This window comes from Prolixibacteraceae bacterium (genome assembly GCA_019856515.1).
Lineage (GTDB): Bacteria > Bacteroidota > Bacteroidia > Bacteroidales > Prolixibacteraceae > Halosquirtibacter > Halosquirtibacter xylanolyticus.
This window is the reverse complement of record CP082230.1, coordinates 4749464-4773105: the sequence shown is the minus strand read 5'-3', so window position 1 is coordinate 4773105 and position 23642 is coordinate 4749464. Positions and strand designations below refer to the sequence as shown.

Here is a 23642-nt window from a genome sequence, read left to right as displayed (position 1 = left end):
CATTTATAGATATAACACCTCATTAAACCACGAAAAACATTATTTGTATTACCACAACAATCATTGATTATCCTTAAACTTTATTGAAGTAGTACTCCCATTAAATGGTACCGATTTTGCATCCAATGAGATGCAACTTTAAAAATACACAGATGAAAAAAAGATTATTATTTCTAACAATTATCCTAACCAGTCCATTGCTTCTATCCGCAAAAGAAGATAGTCGAACAACAGAAGACAAATACCCTTACCTCCTTCCCATATGGGGAGATAAAGCATTTGAAAAGAACAATGATCTTCCTCTTCCTATCGGTATTGGGATAAACTATGTGTATAATGAAATGTATCTTGGTATCACAGATTTCAGTATGGCACTAAATGGAACAGATCTCTCTCCTTGGCTAGACAAAGATGCCTTCGGATTTCAAAACACCATTGCCACCTCCAGCGGAGTGAACCTTCGAATAGATAGCTGGATTCTTCCCGTTCTAAATGTCTATGGACTATATTCAGAAGTTTCTGGTAGCACCTTTGTAAGCCTTGCACCAAATCTAGGAGAACAACAATTCCCTGAATTCTCTTCAAAAGTAGATTTCGATGCATCAGCTTATGGTCTAGGAGCCACACTTGTTTATGGATACAACAACTACTTTATATCTGCAGATATAAACCATAGCTGGACACACACAGAGCTACTAACAGATCAAGTTGGAGTATTAACGACATCAGGTAGAGTGGGTAGAGTATTTGATTTAAAAAAGGAGAGACGCCTCTCATTCTATGTAGGAATTATGTTTAGAGGGTTCACCGACTCAGATGGAAATAATGGAACAATCAAACTAAACGAAGCATTACCAGGAATAGACAAAGCCTATTTTGATTGGTACAACGAACTAAGTGTAAAAGAGAAAGCATTAATTAATGGTGTCTATGCATTAATTGAGCAAGGTACAGGAATAGAGGTAGGAGATGGAAAAATACTTACAGGAGATATCGACTATAACATTCAGAAAGAGCCAACACAAAATATATCTTTCCAATTCGGTGGTCAATATGAATTCAATAGACACTGGGGACTTAGAGGAGAGTTTGGTATGGCTGACGAAATAAAATTTGTACTTGTAGGACTAAATTACCGCCTAGGTTTCTAACACCTACACCAACCAAATAAAAAAAGGCTAACATAAATGTTAGCCTTTTTATATGTAGTGTTTACATCACCTAATCAAGAAGTACTTATTTTACTTTATTCACGATAGCTGTAAAAGCAGCTGGGTGATTCATCGCTAGATCTGCAAGAACCTTACGGTTGATCTCGATGTTGTTTGCCTTAAGAAGACAAATAAGTTGTGAATAAGAAAGACCTTCCATACGTGCTGCAGCATTGATACGCTGAATCCACAATGCACGGAATGATGATTTCTTCTTCTTTCTATCGCGGTAAGCATAGCATAAACCTTTTTCAAAAGTATTCTTTGCTACCGTCCAAACATTTTTTCTAGCTCCCCAATAACCTCTGGTCTCTTTAAGAAGCTTTTTTCTACGTGCGCGTGATGCTACGTGATTTACCGATCTAGGCATAATTTAATTTTTTGGAGCCACTTAGCGTTCAACCCATATGGAATGACACTTTTAACGAGCTAAGCAACTCAAGTTTTCTACTATTATAAAAATCTATTAAAAGATTACTTCATGCAAAGCAACAACTTGATGTTGTTTTCATCAGCTTTACATACAGTACCGAAGTAAGTAAGATTTCTCTTACGCTTCTTGCTTTTTTTAGTCAAGATATGACTCTTATAAGCATGTTTTCTTTTAATTTTTCCTGATCCAGTAAGCTTAAAACGCTTCTTTGCACTGGAATTCGTTTTCATCTTAGGCATGATTCTGACCTCTTTTGAATTAGTTATTATTTCTTCTTCTTCGGTGAAATAAACATGATCATACGTTTACCTTCAAGCTTTGGTAGTTGATCTACTTTTCCGATCTCTTCCAAATCTTGAGCAAATCTTAGAAGTAGGATCTCTCCTTTTTCCTTAAACAGAATCGTACGACCTTTAAAGAAAACATATGCCTTCACTTTTGCTCCTTCGTTAAGGAACTTTTCAGCATGCTTTAATTTAAAGTTATAATCATGGTCATCCGTATTAGGACCAAAGCGGATCTCTTTCACTACCACTTTAACCGCTTTTGCCTTCATCTCCTTCTGCTTCTTTTTCTGCTGATAAAGAAACTTTTTATAGTCGATGATACGACAAACAGGCGGATCGGCTTTTGGTGAAATCTCTACCAAGTCCAATTCAAGTGCTTCGGCCATTTTAATAGCCTCATTAGTACTATAAACACCTGGGTTTTCAATGTTATCGCCAACTAGTCGTACCTGTGGTACACGTATATGTTGGTTAATTCGGTTAGCGGGTTTCGTTTCCCTTTCTTGGAACCGTCTTCCGCGTGGTCTCATTCCAGCTATGGCTAAATCCTCCCTACTTTAAGTTTTGTAAAATATCTCACATTCTTATTCATAAATAGATCCAAGTTGAGCTCTCACCTCACTCGTAATGAATGATGCAAACTCCTCCAAAGTTTTTGAACCTTGGTCGCCCTCTCCTTGGCGTCGAACAGAAACAGTGTTATTCTCTGCCTCTTGCTCTCCTACAATTAGAAGATACGGGATACGCTTCAACTCATTATCACGAATTTTACGTCCAATCTTCTCATTTCTATCGTCTACAATGCTGCGAATATCGGAAATATTTAGATAATTTGAAACTTTTTTCGCGTAATCATTATATTTTTCGCTAATCGGCAATATCACAACTTGCTCTGGAGTCAACCAAAGTGGGAATTTCCCTGCAGTATGTTCAATCAAAACAGCACAGAAACGCTCCATCGAACCGAATGGGGCACGGTGGATCATCACAGGACGATGCGGTTTATCATCCGCTCCAATATATGTCAAATCGAAACGCTCAGGAAGGTTATAATCAACCTGAATCGTACCCAACTGCCAGCTTCTTCCCAACGCATCCTTCACCATGAAATCTAGTTTAGGACCATAGAAAGCTGCCTCGCCAAGTTCAGTAACAGTATTCAAACCTTTCTCTTCACAAGCTTCGATAATCGCACTCTCTGCTTTCTCCCAATTCTCATCCGAGCCAATATACTTTTCAGTATTACTTGGGTCACGCAATGAAATTTGAGCAGTATAATCTTTAAAATCTAACGCTTTGAAAATAATAAAGATAATATCGATCACCTTCAAAAACTCATCTTTCAACTGATCAGGACGACAGAAGATATGTGCATCATCTTGTGTAAAACTTCTCACACGAGTCAACCCGTGAAGCTCTCCACTCTGCTCATAACGATAAACCGTTCCAAACTCGGCCATACGAACAGGAAGATCCTTATACGAACGTGGCTTAAAGCGATAAATCTCACAATGGTGAGGACAGTTCATCGGCTTCAACAAATACTCCTCACCATCCTGTGGCGTAGTAATAGGCTGAAATGAATCCTTACCATATTTCTGGAAGTGACCAGAAGTCTTATACAAGTTCACATCTCCAATATGAGGAGTGATCACCTGATCATATTCAAAACGTTTTTGCACACGCTTCAAGAAGTTCTCTAAAGCCTCTCTCAACTGTGCTCCTTTTGGCAACCACAATGGAAGTCCCTGTCCTACTTTCTGTGAGAAAGTAAAAAGCTCCATCTCTTTACCAATCTTACGGTGGTCACGCTTCTTTGCCTCCTCCAACTGAACAAGATACTCTGTAAGCATCTTTGCTTTTGGGAAAGAGACACCATAGACACGCGTAAGCATCTTATTCTTCTCATCACCTCTCCAGTAAGCACCAGCCACACTCAACAGCTTAATAGCCTTGATGTATCCTGTATTAGGAAGGTGAGGTCCACGACAAAGGTCTGTGAAAGCCCCTTGGTTATATAGGGTAATAGTTCCATCCTCCAAAGCAGAGATTAACTCTATCTTATATGGATCCTGAATCTCTTCAAATCGTTTTAATGCATCGCTTTTAGAGACATCTGTACGGACGATATCGTTTTTCTGACGCGCTAATTCCACCATCTTCTTCTCGATCTTCTCTAGATCTTTTTCAGTAATGGCTTTACCTTCTGGCAGATCAACATCGTAATAGAACCCATTATCGATCGTAGGCCCAATTCCGAATTTCGTACCAGGATAAACGGTTTCAATTGCTTCTGCCAAAAGGTGAGCCGAAGAGTGCCAGAAAGCTTCCTTTCCATCACGATCTTCCCACGTATTTAGCTTTATAGAGGCATCCGAATTGATAGAACGTGTTAAGTCCCATATCTCTCCATTCACTGTCACAGACAAGACATCTTTTGCTAGTCGGTTACTAATTGACTTGGCAATGTCCAATCCGTTCACTCCTGACTCAAATTCTTTTACCGAGCCATCGGGTAAGGTTATATTAATCATTGACATTATTATAATTTAAAACTAGGCCACAAAGATACACATTATGAAGAAAATATTGACTATAATCTTTCAGATTATCACCAATGAAAACCAAAACACCCCTCAACACCAACAAATCACTAGATTACCACACTGAAATATGATCACGAGCATCGTGTCCCTACCAACCAAACATCCAAACCTTAGCTCCGTGCGCAAGCTTGGGTAGAAAAACACCACAATCCCCTACGCACATCGCATCCTGTATAAGAGCACATTAAATAGTAGAATAAGAAACATTAAAGTAAAATAAACTTCTAAACTGAGGCAATTTTTAATAAAATAGACATAACAACCTTGTGAAACTTGACAAATGGTGATTTACTTTTTCGTAAAAGTAAATCACCATTATTTCAAACAAGCCCCGAATGGGGTGACCGAACCTAGCCCAACGGTGAAATGAATAGGTAGCGCGGATGCGCTACATAGAAATGAGCCTTGGGTACAATACCCTCTCAATACCAAGGGCTGAAAGCCTGACCCAACGACTCCGTTCATCGGGGTGCTCCATCTCCACCCCGTTCACAACTATTGCATTAAAGGCGTGCCAATGAATTGGCACAAACTACGCAATCCAACGTCGATGGAATGAGGTCATGGGATCGGACTTACAGCCCTGCTATCATTTTACACGATTACCCAAGACTCCAACCAATACCTTGACCTTGCGGTCAATATATGGTTCTCACCATTGGGCTATGTTCGGTTTCCCTTTCAGGGAAAGATGAAGCATCGCAAAGTGATAGAAAAAAAAGACCAATATCACATCTCTTGCAGCCCAACCCTTTACGACTTCGTGGTGCTTATCCCCTTGCGAATCAACTAAAGATTCATGATACCCCTTGGTTATAAGTTCCCCTACGCATAATCCACTTCGTGTCTTTGCGCCTTAGTGGTGTTTTCCTCTTCCACCACAACAACCCGACATCCAATACGACTTAGTTTGTGCCAATTCATTGGCACGAGTGGGATACATAAACCTCCATCAATTAAGATTTCTATTTCCATCTGTAAATAACAAATTAATAGGCATCATTTTTTCGCAAAAGTAAATCACCACTATTTCAACCAAGCCCCGAATGGGGTGACCGAACTTAGCCCAACGGTGAAATGACTAAATCTTTATGCACTCTAATAAATTGGCTATATAAGCCTTCTACTTTACCTTTTTGATCTTCTGTCATAATCTCTTGTCCCAATTTTTTCTCAAGATCAGAAATAAATAATGGATCGTTCTCCGAAAATATCTTCATTCTGTAAAATCCCACATTATTCAGATCATATAATCTTTTGAAATTATTGAGTTGTATTAAAAAACAATAGAGTTCCTCCCTATTGTTTATATGCTTATCAAGCAAAGAAAACATCTGATTGTAAAGCGCCCCATGCGACACCATATTATGATATATATCTTTATAACACTGAAAAAAGGCACCCGAATAGTTATTTGATTGAATCGTTTCACCAAACAATGTCAACAAAATTAGAGATAATGAATTCCATAAACTTTCAAACTCTGGATTAGTTAAATCATTACGAATATTATTCAATTGATCTGTTAAAAACTTGATCTTACAATCCAATAAAATAAAATCATATTTATCAATAAAAATCTGACGCAAATCTTCATAACAATAAGAATTAAGACTGTTGCTTATAGTATCTGAGGCACTTCCAATATGCACCATCCCTTTCCTTTTAGAGAAATCCTCTTCATCATTACGAATCATCAAAGCAATAATTCTTTTCTCATCCAATGAGATGCGAGACTCTATATCATATTCAAATAATTTCCAAAAAGCTATATAATTCAATGAATCTATCCGAAGTTTACTAACTCTAAGCTTTAACAACTCCTCTGGAGAATTAAGAAGAACATTGAATCCCTCATTATCAATCTCATATGGAGAAAGATTTAAGTTATAATAGAATAAATAGTTTCGATGAAAACTAACTCGATTATAACCACGATAGTCTCTTCTATCAAAGTTTGACAGAACAAACAAGGCATCAATAAACTGCATATACTTTACATCATAATCTCCAATTTCATATCTTCTGGAATTAACTTTTTTCTTATCCTCTCTTTCTTGCTTTGGAAGCATTTTTCGAAACTCTTCATAAGGAAACATACTTATCTCTTGAAAAAGAATCCCGGCTTCTTTGGGATAAATCTCTTTAAATACAAGCATTAATATCAGTGACCTAAAATCATATTCTCCTTTCATCACTGTACATGCTTGATAGCAATGATTGACAATTGTCACCCATTTCCGAGGGTTATTGAGATCAACAGAAAGATCAATAGGTTTTGCAGAGTCCCCTCTAGGACTAAATATAAAGAACTGTTCTAATTTTAAACGGTCTCCTTTCTCAATATCAGCAACCTGCTCTGGAAGTGCTTTTCTGAACAGTCGCATTGCATAATCTCGAATCTCTTCTGGATACAAATACGGCAACATCACCTCCATCTGTATAAACTTCTCAAGAAACCTTGCGCCTTCTTTTGAATCATTGGCCTTGACAGCGAAGTAGTCGGTCAATTGGTTGGTCACATATTTCTTATCATAGGTTACCAAGAAGATCACATTTTTAAAACTTCCTGTATTACGAAGAATCTTAATACAGGTAACCAGCTCATCCCGTCCAAGGCGATCGAGGTCATCCATAAAAACCAATACTTTTCGCCCAATTTGTTCAATACAACGATCTACCTGATTAAAAAGAGAAGAAATATCTTTATTATCAGAAAAGAAGGCCACACAACTCTCCACCGCACTCTTCAAACTGGAATCACTCATCGACAGTAGCAATTTGCGATAACGATCGATATTTCGTTCTAACTCTCCATGGTAGGGCGACAGATTCTCTTTCATCACATCCAAGAAGTGGGCAATCACCTCTTTTTCACTATTGGCATACCATGGACTATAATCCACAAAAAGATAGTCTCCCTTTTTAATCTTGATATTATCGTCACGATATAACTTCACCTCCTCCTCTTCGATCTCAATCTTTGCACGACGAAAATCCTCCTTAGTCCAATGGTCTTTGGAGATACGATCTTTAATGGCATTTAAAAATGACGTTTTTCCTCCACCCCATGGACTCGTAATTCCGATCGCAAAAGACCGATTCCTTCCAATACTTTGCAACTCGCGTAGAATAAAATCAACCTGACCTCTTCGAGAAGGAAAAAGATCAACATACGTGTCGACCTCTTTATCGTCCAGAAGATTCAAATCCTCAGCACCCACTTCTTCTTTCTGTTTCTTACAAATAACAACCCATGCAATTAAAACACCCAGTGGTACCACAATCCACAGATCCACATAACAAAACCCGAGATTCCTAAAGATCGGAGTATACGACCACATCAATGGCTCTGGCAAAAGAAGATCAAAACGAAAGATGACATACCAGAAAGTTACGAATCCTACCCAGAAGTAATCCCTTCTCGGAACAACATAACGTTTTTGGATCTTTTCGATCACATAAATTCCCCATAAAAACAGACAGAAAACCATCACAAAAATCAAGGTAATACTATTCGATGGAACATATCCCAGAAGTTTTCGGACTAAGGTTCGAGTAATAAAAGAGGTAAAAGGTGTATAAAAGCCATAAACCAAGACTATTGACAGAAGAGAGAAGAACATCTCTTTCTTATAAAGCTTTGTTAAACTTATTACCTGACCTACAAAAGATCGGTTTTTCTTATCAGAATTATATTGAAATGGACTCATTAGATGTAAATGGAATATTGTACTATAAATATACTTAATTATCATTTACTCCAATCATAATTTCAGCAAATTAAATCACCATCACAAAGTCATGTCCTTTCAATATACAGTACAACCAAGTTTGTGCCAATTCATTGGCACGAGAGGGATACCTAAACTTAGATAATACAACACACACGGCGTGCCAATGAATTGGCACAAACTACGCAATCCAACGTCGATGGAATGAGGTCATGGGATCGGACTTACAGCCCTTAAATTGTTTTTACACTACTACCCAAGGCTCCAACCAATACCTTGACCTTACGGTCAATCTATGGTTCTCACCATTGGGCTATGTTCGGTTTCCCTTTCAGGGAAAGAGGAAGCATCGTAAAGAGATAGAACAAAAACATAAGTTTCATCACAATCAATCACTATAATTTACGTTAATTAACATTAGTACAACTATTTTCACTAAACACTAACACAAATCAAATCCTATGAGTAGAAAAAAAGCAATCTTAGCCCTAACATTAGCGATCTTTGCGATCACCTCCCAGTGCTTTGCACAAAAAGACACAAAGAAACCAACAAAAATAAAGTATAAAGTTGGTGACAAAACCTATTTCGATTTTACATGCCAAAAAAAGGTAAAACCCATCATGGCATCCTTCTATCGAATTATCACACCGAGAGAAGACAAACTAGTAGAGGTCCAAACCTATAACAAAGCAACCCATCAACTCATCTCCAAATCAACAGGAAAACTAAAATCAAACAAAACACTAACCCTAGAGGGAAGCTATACGGCATACTACGAAGACGGTAAAGTGAAAGGAGAAGGAACCTACAAAAAGAATCTGAAGCAAGGACAATGGACATGGTATCGACAAGATGGAACAAAATCCGCTTCCGAAAAATACAGTAACAACAAAATCAAAGAAGCATACTACTGGGATAAAAATGGAGAGATCGCAAGCAACGAAAACCATCCATTTACCTTCGAACTAAGCATAAAATACCACAAATTTATTAAAAGAGAAATTCGTACAAACATCTATTACCCTGAAGAAGCATGGGAGAAAGGGATAGAAGGAAAAGTAATTCTCTCCTACGACATCAATGAAAAAGGAGCCATAGAAGATATCGAAATACTTCAATCAGCAGATCCTTTATTAGACAAAGAAGCCATCCGTGTCGTGAAAAACTTTCCCAAAGCAGAACCATTCATTGAACACAATCTACCATGCCGAATCCATAAAGTTATCCATATCAATTTTAACCTAAAGAAAACACGAAGAGCCATCAAATACACACTCAACCAACCTGTATATCTTAACGGGATTGGAAAAGATCAAAACGACCCCAGCAAATCACACATGTACCGTATCATCACCAACAAAAGAGATAGTCTTGTTGATGTCACCACCTATTGGTGTGGAACAAAAGCAATTCTATCAAAAAACACAGCAATATACACCAAGTACAACACGCTTACTTTTCACGGCAACTACACAGAATATTATGAAAACGGAGCATTAATGGGAAAAGGTGAATACAAAAATGGCAAAAAGACAGGCAATTGGGAATGGTTCAGAAAAGACGGCACCAAGGCATCTTCTGAGACGTACCAAAACAACAGACAAACCCATACCACCTGCTTCGACAAAGATGGTAAAACAACCCGTTGTATGAACGAAAAAGAGGCATCAAAAGAAAGAGTAAAAAAAGGATCAAAAACATTACTATCCTCCATAGAACAAAATATCAAGTACCCCAAAACAATGTGGGAACAAAAGATCCAAGGGAGTGTATTGGTTAGCTTCGTACTCACAGTCGAAGGAGAAATAACAGACCTTAAAGTCATTAAATCTCCCCATCCACTTCTATCCGTAGAAGCCTTTCGTGTCCTCGAACTTGCACCCAAACTTCCCACTCGTATCGCACACAACATGCCCTATCCTACATTCTTCACTATACCAATCAATTTTGAACTAAACTAACCAGATTTACCCAACATTTCTTGGTGTAGACACGATGCTCGTGTCTACACCAAGAAAACATCATATGCCACGGTTAGATGCGATGCTCGCATCTAACCTTTCATTATACCCGTCCTCAAAAAGTGCCTCTCAATTATCACGAGAGAGATACATTGTATCACAGTTCATTATGGAATAGCGGAACAATGGGTATAAGAGGTCGCAGAGATATGATCATTAGTCTGCGCATCAGGTAGACTATAGAAGGCATAGAGATGCAGTTTATGCCCTTGCATATCATCTGTAAGAGAGAGTTCAAAGCGAAGATCAGAAGCTTTTACTTTTGATCTATAACATTTCAAATAGCACATATCATCCCTATAGACCAACAGATGAATCATACACGCTTCACCATCTATATTGAAATTATCATTCCTGTCCCACACAAGCAGAAGACGTTCAGTGGACTGCTCTTCAACTCTAAAACGATCTATAATGGGTAACTTTCCCTGCGATAATTTTAACTGAGGAAAATCCATCTCAATTTGCCCATCAACCACTTTGATATTTGACAAATTTGCCGCAATCCCGTCATTTAAGAAATTTCGTGATGCTCTATTCTCGACAAAACCGATCCGAGCAAGAGACCTTGCATTGGACACAAACCTAGCGGCCGCTCCAAAACGATCACAGTGCCGTTTCACTCTTGGTGATCGTCTCTTCTTTTTTATCCATTCAGGATGAGAGCGAATTATATCATTATTTCGATATCTAACTCCCACAACACTTCCTGTCTTTCCACTGAATCCACCTAATATCCCTTTACGTAAAACCCCCATAACAAATAGTTTAAATAGTTAATTATTAAAGTACTACATAGAAGTTATCAAATCCCAAACTAACAACCAAAGAAATATTAGGCGTCTGTATGATTATGTGCGATTATGTATGAAAATGTATGATTTTTCCATCACTATACAGAGATCTTACCCCCCTAAAAGACGCAAAAATCAAATCCTTCAAAGCTCAGACGAGGGACTATCTTATCACTGAAACAACTAGATAAGTTGATGCCAAGATTCCCAAATAGGGAGCTAATTGCCCCTTATCGCCAATTTGAGTCCCCATACCCTATAATTCAAACCCACCAACCTCGGACTTAATCTGTCTCTAACCCGTCCTTGATAAATCCCTAATAAGTCCTTAATCCGTCCTTTGTCCATGATTTGTCCAACATTCCTCCATGGTTCAGCCATCGAAACCCCCGAAATCGATGGACAAACCATGGACGAACCATGGCTAAAGCATGGACAAAGGACGGATTAAGGGCGGATTAGAGACGGGTTAAGTACGGATTAAGTCAGGGGAAGGTAGTAAGTAATACAGAGGGATGTGGGAGGGCATATTAGGAGATGTGGGGGGAGGTTTGGAGGGGGAGAGTAATGGAAGGTGTGGAATTTGGCTGGGAGGACGAAGGGAAATCGTGGGATGAATGTTTGGGGTAGTGTTTATGGTGTGGTGTTTTTTTGGGAGGGGTTAAATCTGTTTTGGAGATGGAATATATTGGGGGGTGTTAAAAAAAAGTGTGTTATTTTTATTATAGATTATGAAAAAGATCTTTGTTTTCTTTGTAACTCCTTAATACCTTTGAGTGATTAAAGTGTAAATGTTGTATTCTATAGTGAGATATCATTTCGATATGTTGCAACTTTTGGAAGGGTGTAATTTGGATAGGCAGTACACTTTAATTGATAATCAAAGAAACATATAGAACATTTAAATATAAAAATAGATCTTATGAAACGACTATTGTTTTCGGTCTTAGCGATCTTAATGATCTCATCTCCACTTTTAGCTGAGAAAATCTCTTTTGAGGATGTCATCAGTAAGAGGACTTTCTCTGCCGAAAGAATATATGGTATCCGTAGTATGAAGGACGGGTTACATTATACGACTTTGGAAAAGGAAGGTACACAGATTGTAAAATACAACTATAAGACAGGAAAGAAGGTTTCGGTTCTTTTGGATATTACAGGAATTGAAGATACGCCTATTAAGCATTTTTCAGACTATCAGTTTTCGGATACAGAGAGCAAGGTGATGCTTACCACAGAGGTAAAACCGATATATCGTCATTCGTTTACAGCGGAGTATTATGTATATAATTTTGTCACAAAGAAGCTACAGGCTCTATCGAAGAATGGAGCACAACAGTTGGCTACGTTTTCGCCTGATGGAAACCGTATTGCATTTGTGAGGAAGAACAATCTTTTTGTTTCGACGCTCTATTTTGGTACGGAGAAGCAGATCACGAAAGATGGGGAGTTTAATAAGATTATTAATGGTGCTCCAGACTGGGTTTATGAGGAGGAGTTTGCTTTTAGTAGGGCTTTTGAGTGGTCGCCTGACAGTAAGAAGTTGGCTTATATGAAGTTTAATGAGGCTCATGTTCGTACTTTCAGTTTTCCGATGTATAAAGGAAGTCACCCAAGCTATGAGGCAAACAAGTTGTATCCAGGGGAGTATACCTACAAGTATCCTAAAGCAGGTGAAGAGAATGCCCATGTGAGTGTTCATGTTTACGATATTAAGAAGAGAAACACCATTAAGGTGGATGTTGGTGAAGAGGTGGATCAGTATATTCCACGTATTCGTTGGACCTATTCGGGATCTGATTTGGGTGTGATTCGTTTGAATCGTCGTCAAGACAAGTTGGAGCTGATGTTGGCGAATCCATTCTCAGGAGATACACGAGTAATATATACGGATAAGAATAGTCGATATATTGATGAGAGCACGTATGACTACTTGACTTTCTTGCCTAACGATAAGGAGTTTGTTGTAGGTAGTGAAAAGGATGGTTATATGCATCTTTATCTATATAGCAAGCTTGGAGGTTTGGTACGTAAGCTTACTCCTGGTGATTATGATGTAACGGAGTATTACGGTTATGATACCAAGCGTAAAGTTTTCTATTATCAAGCAGCGAAGAAGAGTGCGATGCAGAGAGAGGTGTATGCTACACTTTACAGTGGGAAGAAAACGTATGCTATAGCATCTAAAACGGGCACCAACAATGCGATCTTCAGTAGTAACTATACGTACTTTATTCACACTTTCACTGATTTGAATACTCCTGTAATCACCTCTTTGAAGGATAGAAAAGGGAAGACCCTCCGTACTTTAGAGGCGAACAAGGCATTGAATGAGAAGATGGCAAACTACGAGATGCCAACCAAAGAGTTCTTCAGTTTTAAGAACAGCGAAGGAATCTCATTGAATGGGTATATGATTAAGCCATCTAATTTTGATCCAAACCATAAGTATCCGGTGTTGATGACACAATATAGTGGACCTAATTCGCAACAGGTGTTGGATGTGTTTCGTGTGAGTTGGTATGATTATATGGCTGAAAAAGGTTATATTGTGGCCTGTGTTGACCCAAGGGGAACAGGTGCAAGAGGCGAAGAGTTCAGAAAATGTACTTATATGGACTTGGGACATTTGGAGAGCGACGACCAGATTGATGCAGGTAAGTATCTAGGATCGTTGGATTACGTCGATCAGAAGAACATCGCGATATGGGGATGGAGTTATGGAGGCTTTATGTCGACTTTATGTCTATCTAAAGGTGCGGATGTTTTCAAAGCAGCTATTGCAGTGGCACCAGTTACCAATTGGAGGTTTTATGATTCAGTCTATACGGAAAGATATATGAGAAAGCCACAGGAGAATGCCGAGGGATATGATAAGAACTCTCCTATCTATTGGGCACCAAAAATAAAAGGCAAGTATCTATTGGTACATGGAACTGCGGATGACAATGTTCATTATCAGAATACCGCAGAGCTGGCAGAGGTGTTGGTTCAAGCAGGTGTCCCTTTCCAGATGATGAGTTATACGAACAGAAACCATGGTATTTATGGTGGAAAGACACGTCGTCATCTGTATAAAATGTTCACGTCATTTTTAGACGATAATTTGAAATAATAAAAAAAGTTTCATTTATCTGTAATAAATTGTTTCGTCTGCATACTTATGTATATACAATGTGATCTAGGTAGGACAAATAATTTATTACAGATGAATAAAATGAAATTTTTTATTGGGTTGGTTATCCTATTAGTTGTAGGAACAGTCCCAGCTAGTGCAAAGAAAGTTATCAAGATAGTCACCACTATTGAGTCAATTGTACCAATGGGTATAGGACGTTCGCGAGTGATTGAAGAGAAGTCGGATATTAGCTCAGAAAACTTGACAACAAAGCGAGACGATGGCAAAAAAAGTTCACAGAAGAATGTTTCAAGAAAAGGGATCAAGATCAAGAAATTTGATGAGACCAAACTATTGAACTTCTATAGTATGACTGGTATTAACTTCCAGAATATTGCATCAAACGACGCGGTTGTTTCAGACAAGTTAACCAACCTTCTATCTGAAGGATGGGATCTTATCCATGTAACAAGTGCAGTAGAGAGTGACGCAGGAGATGGAGACCATAAAGGTATTTTCATCACAAGATATATTCTATCGAAAGAGGTAGAGTAACCATTTAGGTCTCAGATGGTGGTAGAGGTTTTTCGGGGGATCAGCCTCAAGCTACAATTGAGATTTATAAAAAAAGGCTACACATTTGTGTAGCCTTTGTTTTTTTATAGAGGCTCTATTGCCCATCGATTAATCCAATTGGTATAACTTAAGAACTTGATCTGTTTTGTCTTCGAGGGATAGTTTTCCATCAATCCAATGGATCAAGAAGCCATTTTTCTCCATTCGACGGTACCACGTCATTTGGCGTTTTGCGAACTGATGTATGGCTACATTCAGTCCATCTACCATACGATCTTTGGTTATCTTTCCGGTGATAAATTCGGTGATAAACTTATATTCTAGCCCATAATATATCAATCCTTCAGGTGTGACCCCACTGTCTAACAACCCTTGCACTTCATCTACCATCCCTTCGTCGATACGTTGGTGAAGGCGTTGTGTGATTCGATTTCGACGCTCTTCTCTTGTAAAGTCGATACCAACCATCAAGCTGTTGATTTCAGGGAATTGAAGATCTAGCTCAGGATGGTGTACCATATACTCTTCGATTTCGATAGCACGTATGGCTCTCTTCTTGTTTTGTATATCGCTATTGTTATGAACTCTCTTTAGCTTTGATAGTCGATCGACCAACTGTTCTAGTGTCATGACAGACAGCTCCTCACGAAGGGCATCGTCGACGGGCACTTGAGCGAGCTTGTATCCTTTCAGTACGGCTTCGATATACATACCAGATCCTCCACAAAGCACAGGGAAGACATTGCGTTTTTGCATCTCTTCGTATACTTTTTGAAAGTCTTTCTGGTATTCGAAAACATTGTATTGTGCTCCTGCATCTAAAATATCGATGAGATGATATGGTATGGATTGTCCATTAACAGTGAAATCCTCAAGATCCTTACCTGTTCCAATATCCATCCCACGGTAGACTTGTCTAGAGTCTGCAGAGATTACTTCAGCATCAATTTTGGCCGCAACATGGGTAGCTAATGATGTTTTTCCTGTTGCTGTTGCACCAAGAACTGTAATCATATCATACTTACTGTGATTCATATTTTAAAATATTAAGCGTAAAGATTATTACTGAATTACAAAAATATCACTATTTTTAATACGATAAGAGAAATAACGGCGAAATGAACAGAAAACAGTACGACACCTTTATACATAGCCTACGCCTACTTTTTAGTGGGAAGGGCTCACAGATAGCCTCCTTAGGCTCTCATATAGACAAACAGATGACCCAAACAAATCTATGGATTATGGTTCTAAGTTATGGGTCTGTGATATTATTTAAATATCTGATCAATCAATGGATAGAGCCCAGCATCAGCACCAATGATCTCTATTCGATTGTCACCAAACCATCACTACTGTTTCTGACACCATGGATCACTTCGTGGTTTGTAGCTAAAGTTGGTAGCGTCACAAACAGTTCACTGAATCAAGAGGAGATATTCGGTTGTTTGGTGGTAGCAACGATTCCGATCTGGATATTGGAGGTGGTCACTACGCTTATCCCATGGCTCTATTTTGTGTGGATATTGGGCCCATATTTCGGGTATATAATATATTATTTGTATCAATCGAAAGAACATATTGCACCCCAAGAGAAGATTAGATACACAATTGCAACGATTTTACTATATTTGTTCGTCTATTTCGGCACTTCGCTTCTATTCAACATGATTAATCTTCTGTAGCTAGAAGATATAACATGTTTTACATTGATTATTTTGTCATGAAAATTCAGAAAACAGTAAATATAAAAAATAAAAGAGCAACCTTCGATTATGAAATTATTGAACGAATGGTTGCGGGAATATGTCTGGTTGGAACAGAGATTAAATCTATTCGACTAGGTAAAGCCAACCTTTCAGATTCGTTCTGTTATTTCGAAAAGTCGGAGATGTATGTCAGAAATCTATCGATCTCGGAGTATGATTATGGTACGCACTACAATCATATCGCGAAGAGAGAGAGAAAGCTTCTTTTGCAGAAGAAAGAGATACGTAAGTGGGAAAGAAAGATCAAAGAGACTGGATTAACCATAATACCTCTACGTCTATTTATTACCGACAAAGGTTTCGCTAAAATGGAGATCGGACTGGCTAAGGGTAAGAAGAATTACGATAAGCGTGAGACCCTTAAGCTAAACGATGCAAAAAGAGAGATGGATCGTAAAAAGAGATTTTAAAAGAGTTGTGATCTCGTCTTGACATCAAATATTCCGCCACAAAATTACAGTCCATAGATATTCCGAAAGGTGATGTTCTTATGGTGAATGTGGGAAATAACAACTACAGTTATTCAAAGGGCTGAAAGTACGATACCAAGACGGTTCGTACTTTCAGCCCTTATTCTTTAAATTCTTTAACTGGTTTTATACCGTTTAAACGATTAAGAACCTAGAGTGGCTACCATTACTGCTTTGATGGTGTGCATTCTATTCTCTGCTTCATCAAATACAATAGAAGCTTCGCTTTCGAAGACCTCATCAGTTACTTCCATGGCATTCAATCCATATTTAGAGTGGATATCTTGTCCAATTTGTGTTTCACAGTTGTGGAAGGCAGGAAGACAGTGAAGGAACTTTACGTCTTTATTTCCAGTCATCTCCATCACCTCTTTATTGACTTGGAATGGCTTCAACAGGGCAATTCTTTCGTTCCACACCTCTTCTGGTTCTCCCATAGAAACCCATACATCTGTATAGATAAAGTCACAATCTTTTACTGCCTCCGCAACCGAATCGGTGATTGTGATCTTACCTCCTGTTTGTGCTGCGATTTCATGGCATCTATCTTGTAGTTTTTGCTTTGGTTGACATTGAGCAGGTGCAGCAGCACGGAAGTCCATACCTAATTTAGCAGCTCCAACCATTAATGAGTTCCCCATGTTGTTTCGAGCGTCCCCCAGGAAGGCGAATTTTACATCGGAAAGATCTTTAGATGTGTGTTCCATCATGGTTAGGAAGTCGGCAAGGATCTGTGTTGGATGGAACTCGTTTGTTAAACCATTCCATACAGGGACACCAGCAAAATCGGCTAATTCATTCACGATCTGTTGTCCGTAACCACGATACTCAATACCATCGTACATACGACCTAACACGCGTGCGGTATCTTTCATAGACTCTTTGACCCCTATTTGTGATCCTGACGGGCCTAGATAGGTTACTTTAGCTCCTTGGTCATAAGCTGCTACTTCGAAAGCACAACGTGTTCTGGTAGATGACTTTTCGAAGATAAGCGCGATGTTTTTACCAGTCATGGTTGGTTGCTCGTAACCACCTCTTTTCGCCCTCTTCAGGTCGCCAGCAAGTTCAAGGAGGTAACGAATCTCTTGTGGTGTGTAGTCAAGAAGGGTGAGGAAACTTTTATTTTTAATATTGAATGCCATAATAATAGTAGTTTTAAGGGTTTTACACCTATTAAATCATGAAAAGAGCTATATTCTCGTGTTTTATATTGTTTGTTCTTCGTTAAAAATAACACCTTAGGAAAGCTATGCTTCGATTATTGTGTCTTGTCTAAACAAAATATATTCATAAGCCTTATAGCTCATTTCATAACTCAATCGGGTTTATGCTTTATGAGTCTCTTCGTATTTAAGAGTTATTTTCGTACCAAACTTTTTGTCTTGAAGCTTTGTTGCTTCGGTGATTATCGCTTTCTCTCCACCACTCTTAATGAAGTCAAGACAAGCATTGACTTTAGGCTGCATGGTTCCTTCGCCGAAAGCGCCTTGGTGTCCATACTCCACTGCATCTTCATAGTCAAGAAATTCGAGTACTTTCTGGTTTGGTGTTCCGTAATCAGAATAAAGATAAGGAACATCGGTTAAAATATAAAATTCATCTGCACCAACACTTGTTGCTAAAACAGAAGAGGCCATATCTTTGTCGATCACCCCTTCGACTGGAACAAGATTGTTCAGTTGATCGAAGTAGACAGGGATACCACCACCCCCACTGGCAATGACAATGACCCCTCTATCGCATAACTCTTTAATCCAAGATGAGTTCATCACAGAGATAGGCGTAGGAGAAGGAACGACACGACGGTATGCCCCCTCTTTCTTAGGCGTTGATCTGAATTGCCAACCATTTTTCTGCTCTAACTCATTCTTTTGGGCTTCGTCATATGTTGGCCCAACACGCTTGGTCCAGTTAACAAAAGCATGATCGTCAGGATCGACTTCAACCATCGATGACATGGTGATCACTTCTCTCTGTATATCATATTTTTTTAACAGATTGCGTAGATTTCGCTCAATGGTGTAACCAATACCCCCTTGCGAATCGGCCACACAGACATCAAGAGGCATGGAAGGTATACCATAATCCCTAGTTCCAGCTTCGTTACGAAGAAGAATATTACCCACTTGTGGTCCATTACCATGCGTGATGATAATGTTATAGTTCTGCTTAAGCAAGAATACAATGTTCTCGAGGGTATCCATTGTATTCTTATTTTGCTGATCCATATTTCCCTCTTGGTTGGAACGTAAGAGAGCGTTTCCACCAAGAGCTATTACTGCAAGTTTTGTCATAAATACAAATATTAAAAGGAATCATTGGTAACAAATTCTAAAACTAAAATAACACAATTAGAATCTACAAACCAATGACTTGAGCCCTGCTTAAGAACATGATAGACTAGAATAAAAGTCATATCTTTTGCAGTTTGTTTAACACAAAGCGGAGTGAAGTTCACTTTTTAAGATAAATTCTACGGAAAGTATAAAACTAGTACCATACAAAAGATTAAATTTGTAATAACAAACGACAATGAATAAAAGGATTTTTTCATAGCATGATAAAAAACAAGACCAAAAGCATAAGCAATCTGTTCTCTAAAGTTAAAAACTTGCGACCAGGGGGAAGGATAAAGTTGATTTTTGCACTCCTTTCTTTCGGGTTTGCACTGTATTTACTGATATCACTATTACTATTTTTCATCTTAGGTAAATCAGACCAAAGTGCCTTGAGCATTACGGTTCATGATATTCTTTCGGACCCAACCAATACGATACACAATATTGGAGGAAAGTCAGGAATCTATCTGGGTGATTTCTTGATCAATAGATATCTCGGACTGTCCTCTTTTGGGTTGGTATACTTTTTTGTTCTTCTGGGCTTTTTGGCCTTGGGAGGAAAGAAACGTTTTTTAATCAGGTCGGTTAAGTTGATGCTTATCATGGCATGGACAAGTGTTACATTGGGATTTTTGTTTGTTGCATTCTATGAGAACTCTAATTTCTTCCCAGGAGGAGCTTATGGCCTTTATTATAGCCAATTCTTAAATAGCATTATTGGAAAACTGGGGACTTTCTTGGTCCTTGCTATCACAGCCATGATTTTTATGATCTATGAGTTTGACAATTTCCCTGATCTACTTAAATCAGCAATGGAGAAGGTGGCTGACTTCTTTTCATTTGGTCTTCAGAGGATCGTTAACTTCTTTAAGTCACTGTCGTTTAAAAAGGTAAAGAAGGAGAGTCTTGCAAGTAAGGTGAGTAATAATGAAGCCGATATTGTGATGGAAGAGACTTTCGAACAAGAGAGCTCGTATCCAGAAGAACCAATGGATGAGGAGCATATGGAGCACCATGAATTTGAGCCATATGTACAGTCCCCTGTAAGAGAACATGTTGAGATGGACCCGATGCCAGCCACCACATCCTCTTATATGGAGGAAGAACCGACCCCAGCTCCAATAGTCAACCCAATACCTGTAGCTCCTGTGGAAGCGGAAGAAGATGAGCTTAGCTTAGAGGTTACAGAGACCATTCATGAGGAGCAGGTGGGCGAACTTGATCATACCACGATGGATGATTATGATCCGACATTGGATCTTTCCTCTTATCGTTTTCCAGGATTGGATCTTCTTCGTAAGTTCGATTCGCAGAGTAGTATTGTTACCAACGATGAGTTACAAGAGAATAAAGAGCGTATTGTGGAGACACTACGCAACTATAATATTGAGATAAAGAGTATCAAGGCAACTACAGGACCTACCATTACTCTGTATGAGATAATTCCAGCTCCTGGGGTACGTATTAATAAGATTAAGAACTTAGAGAACGATATTGCTTTGAGTTTGGCGGCATTAGGGATACGTATTATTGCACCAATTCCAGGAAAAGGAACTATTGGTATTGAGGTGCCGAACCAGAAAGCACAAATTGTATCGATGAGAGAGATTATTGGTTCGAAGAAGTTTTCTGAATCTGATTATGAACTACCGATCGCTTTTGGTAAAACGATTTCGAATGAGGTGTATATGGTTGATTTGGTGAAGATGCCCCATATATTGGTGGCGGGAGCAACAGGTCAAGGTAAGTCTGTAGGACTAAATGCGATGATCACCTCTCTCCTATTTAAGAAACATCCCTCACAGCTTAAGTTCGTGTTTGTCGATCCGAAGAAGGTGGAGCTAAGCCTCTATTCTGTTATTGAGAAGCACTTTCTAGCGAAGATGGAGGATGAAGAAGAGCCTATTATTACAGATGTGCAGAAGGTGAAGAATACACTTAATTCGGTTTGTATCGAGATGGATAATCGATATGATCTGCTGAAGAATGCACATGCAAGAAATATAAAGGAGTATAATAAGAAGTTTGTAGAGCGAAAACTTAATCCAGAGAAGGGACACCATTACTTACCATATATTGTGGTGATCGTGGATGAGTTTGCCGACCTGATCATGACGGCAGGTAAAGAGATCGAATCTCCTATTGCTCGTATTGCACAGTTGGCGCGTGCAGTAGGTATTCATATGATTATTGCAACGCAGCGACCTTCAGCCAATATTATTACAGGTCCTATTAAGGCAAACTTCCCAGCTCGTGTAGCATTTAAGGTGGCTTCGATGATTGATAGCCGTACGATCCTTGACTCTCCAGGAGCAAACCAGTTGATCGGTAAGGGAGATATGCTTATCCAAACAGGTAGCGAGATGACTCGTGTTCAGTGTGCATTTATTGATACTCCTGAGGTGGAAGAGTTGGTGGAGTTCATTGGAGAACAGAGAGGTTACCCAACGGCCTTCTTATTGCCAGAGTATAAAGATGAGTCATCACAATTATCTGATGACGCGGACTTAGAGAATAGAGATGAGCTTTTTGAAGAAGCGGCACGATTATTGGTTATGAATCAAGTAGGTTCTACTTCGGCGATTCAGAGGAAGTTTTCTATTGGTTATAATAGAGCTGGACGAATCATCGATCAACTTGAGTATGCTGGTGTTGTGGGGCCAAATGAAGGTTCTAAGGCAAGAAAAGTATTGATCCCTGATGAAACAAATTTGGAAATGTTGTTACAATCTCTGTAATTTGACTATATTGGGACAGAATTTCATTATAAACATAATATATGAAGAACGTATTATTACTATTCACTATTCTCTTAAGTATAACAGTCAGTTATGCCCAAACAGATGGCAAGAGTATTATAGATAAGTTTACAAAACAGTTGGAGTCTTACCCATCAATTGAGGCATCTTTTGATTTCACATTGGAAAATAAAGAGGCTGAGATTAGTGATACGAACTCAGGAAAACTTGTTATCAAGGGAGAGAAGTACAGATTGTATATGCTAGGGATGGAGATATACTCTGATGGAAAGACAAGCTACTCTTTTATGCCAAATACAAACGAAGTAAACATTACGAATGTAGATGGTGAAGAAGAGGGAGCAGTAGATCCTGCAAAGATGTTCCGTATGTATAAGGAGGGAATGCAAGTGAATCTTCTGTCGAGTACTAAAAAAGGTAGTATCACAGAGTATAAGATTGAGCTTACTCCTTCTACAGAAGATAACTTTGTGAAGTTGATTGTATATATCACTTCAGATAATCGCTTGAATAAGGCTGTCACCTATGCCGTTGATGGTAATATTTATACGATTAATATCAATCAGATGATCACCGACAAGGATTTTAAAGATACCTATTTTAAATTCAATGAATCGGATCACGCAGGTGTTGACGTAATTGATATGAGATAAGTTTCGATACTCATCATAAAATAAAAAAGGAAAATATCACTGATGATATTTTCCTTTTTTATTTATGATAGGTAGAGATAGGATTCGGTTCCTTGATTAAATAGAAGATCAACAATGGAGAGGTTTGGAATAAACATCCCTTTGGAGAACATCATCTGTCGATATGGTTTTTGAAGGAAGTTCGTATCTTCAACAGGCTTCTTTGGAGTGATTGCCTCTCTCCTATCTACAACAGCAGTTCCCTCCTGCCCAATTTGGCTAAAGAGTTCAAAAGGTTTTGATTCGTCCAATAGATCTAAAACTACGGATTCGATCTCCATATTGAAGTCCCATAAGAAATCATACTTTTTCTGATAAAAGGGTTCGAAGTAGTCACGGTAGTACTCAAAATAAGGTGAGTGGTTATATGCTGCCAACATCGCTTTCCAATGCTGTTTTTGCCACTGTATATCGTATGAGATCTTTACGTCACGAATGATTGAATGATTTTTTGCAATCACAGGGACAGTTAGATTTTGTATACCATTGGCGCCAAGAATTTGACAACGATTACGAAATGTCTGTTTCTTATAACGCTCTATATCTTCTAACACGACTGCTTCTGCATTAATCCTATAAAAATAGTGATGAATATTGCCCAAATAGCTCGTCGCCAAAATTGTTCTAGTAATATCTTGTTCCATGAATCTAGTAATACATTTTTCAATGATATTGAAATAAGGTGACAAAGATAACCATATGTTTTTTTGGACAACCGTTTTATATCAAAACATTCGATAAGAGATAAAGATGTTGAATCGTTAATAACATATTTATTTTATCTCTTCATAGTACTTCTATTCACATATGCCCTAGGCCAGATAAAG

General features: G+C 38.5%; 19 protein-coding genes. 8 read left to right on the top strand and 11 right to left on the bottom strand.

Annotation, left to right across the window (positions count from 1 at the left end; translation table 11 throughout):
• The first annotated feature begins 152 nt into the window (after positions 1–152).
• Complete coding sequence (locus K5X82_17475) at positions 153–1151, top strand: hypothetical protein (GenBank protein ID QZT37003.1); 999 nt, start codon at positions 153–155, stop codon at positions 1149–1151.
• A gap of 85 nt (positions 1152–1236) precedes the next feature.
• Here K5X82_17475 and rplT read toward each other — a convergent pair whose 3' ends face one another.
• The 6 genes from rplT to K5X82_17445 form a co-directional block, all read right to left on the bottom strand.
• Positions 1237–1581: a 50S ribosomal protein L20 gene (rplT, locus tag K5X82_17470; GenBank protein QZT37002.1), complete on the bottom strand. Its 345-nt coding sequence runs from the start codon at positions 1579–1581 to the stop codon at positions 1237–1239.
• Positions 1582–1685: 104 nt separating this feature from the next.
• Positions 1686–1883 (bottom strand): 50S ribosomal protein L35, encoded by a 198-nt coding sequence (gene rpmI, locus K5X82_17465; protein QZT37001.1) that lies wholly within the window; start codon positions 1881–1883, stop codon positions 1686–1688.
• Positions 1884–1909: 26 nt separating this feature from the next.
• Entirely contained in the window at positions 1910–2461 is a 552-nt protein-coding gene (infC, locus tag K5X82_17460) for a translation initiation factor IF-3 (protein QZT37000.1), read from the bottom strand.
• 54 nt (positions 2462–2515) lie between these two features.
• On the bottom strand, positions 2516–4465 hold the full coding sequence (gene thrS, locus K5X82_17455; protein QZT36999.1) for a threonine--tRNA ligase: 1950 nt from the start codon (positions 4463–4465) through the stop codon (positions 2516–2518).
• A gap of 897 nt (positions 4466–5362) precedes the next feature.
• A complete protein-coding gene (locus K5X82_17450) occupies positions 5363–5512 on the bottom strand; it encodes a hypothetical protein (GenBank protein ID QZT36998.1) in 150 nt (49 codons plus the stop codon).
• An 86-nt stretch (positions 5513–5598) separates the two neighbouring features.
• Positions 5599–8250, bottom strand: coding sequence for a KAP family NTPase (locus K5X82_17445; protein ID QZT36997.1), 2652 nt, complete (start codon positions 8248–8250; stop codon positions 5599–5601).
• A 482-nt stretch (positions 8251–8732) separates the two neighbouring features.
• Here K5X82_17445 and K5X82_17440 point away from each other — a divergent pair, with 482 nt between their 5' ends.
• A complete protein-coding gene (locus K5X82_17440) occupies positions 8733–10235 on the top strand; it encodes a TonB family protein (protein ID QZT36996.1) in 1503 nt (500 codons plus the stop codon).
• Between the two features lie 167 nt (positions 10236–10402).
• Here the strand turns inward: K5X82_17440 and K5X82_17435 are convergent, their stop codons facing one another.
• Positions 10403–11053 carry a DUF6266 family protein gene (locus K5X82_17435; protein QZT36995.1) on the bottom strand — a complete coding sequence of 217 codons (651 nt, stop codon included), beginning with the start codon at positions 11051–11053 and terminating at the stop codon, positions 10403–10405.
• Positions 11054–12011: 958 nt separating this feature from the next.
• On the opposite strand from K5X82_17435, the gene K5X82_17430 reads away from it, so the two are divergent.
• Together K5X82_17430 and K5X82_17425 are read left to right on the top strand one after the other, a co-directional pair.
• Positions 12012–14204, top strand: a complete 2193-nt coding sequence (locus K5X82_17430) for a S9 family peptidase (protein ID QZT36994.1) — start codon at positions 12012–12014, stop codon at positions 14202–14204.
• 93 nt (positions 14205–14297) lie between these two features.
• Positions 14298–14762 carry a hypothetical protein gene (locus K5X82_17425; GenBank protein ID QZT36993.1) on the top strand — a complete coding sequence of 155 codons (465 nt, stop codon included), beginning with the start codon at positions 14298–14300 and terminating at the stop codon, positions 14760–14762.
• A 129-nt stretch (positions 14763–14891) separates the two neighbouring features.
• Here the strand turns inward: K5X82_17425 and miaA are convergent, their stop codons facing one another.
• Complete coding sequence (miaA, locus tag K5X82_17420) at positions 14892–15818, bottom strand: tRNA (adenosine(37)-N6)-dimethylallyltransferase MiaA (GenBank protein QZT36992.1); 927 nt, start codon at positions 15816–15818, stop codon at positions 14892–14894.
• Between the two features lie 83 nt (positions 15819–15901).
• Between miaA and K5X82_17415 the strand changes: the two genes are divergently transcribed.
• The gene (locus K5X82_17415; protein QZT36991.1) at positions 15902–16468 is read left to right on the top strand and encodes a hypothetical protein; all 567 of its coding nucleotides are present in this window, start codon (positions 15902–15904) and stop codon (positions 16466–16468) included.
• Positions 16469–16506: 38 nt separating this feature from the next.
• Entirely contained in the window at positions 16507–16962 is a 456-nt protein-coding gene (gene smpB / locus K5X82_17410) for an SsrA-binding protein SmpB (protein ID QZT36990.1), read from the top strand.
• 203 nt (positions 16963–17165) lie between these two features.
• On the opposite strand, the gene argF is transcribed toward smpB, so the two are convergent.
• Both argF and K5X82_17400 read right to left on the bottom strand, forming a co-directional pair.
• Positions 17166–18167, bottom strand: coding sequence for an ornithine carbamoyltransferase (argF, locus tag K5X82_17405; GenBank protein ID QZT36989.1), 1002 nt, complete (start codon positions 18165–18167; stop codon positions 17166–17168).
• 183 nt (positions 18168–18350) lie between these two features.
• Positions 18351–19319: a carbamate kinase gene (locus tag K5X82_17400; protein QZT36988.1), complete on the bottom strand. Its 969-nt coding sequence runs from the start codon at positions 19317–19319 to the stop codon at positions 18351–18353.
• A gap of 263 nt (positions 19320–19582) precedes the next feature.
• On the opposite strand from K5X82_17400, the gene K5X82_17395 reads away from it, so the two are divergent.
• The gene (locus K5X82_17395) at positions 19583–22102 is read left to right on the top strand and encodes a DNA translocase FtsK 4TM domain-containing protein (GenBank protein QZT36987.1); all 2520 of its coding nucleotides are present in this window, start codon (positions 19583–19585) and stop codon (positions 22100–22102) included.
• Between the two features lie 41 nt (positions 22103–22143).
• The gene (locus K5X82_17390; protein QZT36986.1) at positions 22144–22776 is read left to right on the top strand and encodes an outer membrane lipoprotein carrier protein LolA; all 633 of its coding nucleotides are present in this window, start codon (positions 22144–22146) and stop codon (positions 22774–22776) included.
• 62 nt (positions 22777–22838) lie between these two features.
• Here the strand turns inward: K5X82_17390 and K5X82_17385 are convergent, their stop codons facing one another.
• The gene (locus K5X82_17385) at positions 22839–23459 is read right to left on the bottom strand and encodes a WbqC family protein (protein ID QZT39152.1); all 621 of its coding nucleotides are present in this window, start codon (positions 23457–23459) and stop codon (positions 22839–22841) included.
• Positions 23460–23642: the final 183 nt, after the last annotated feature.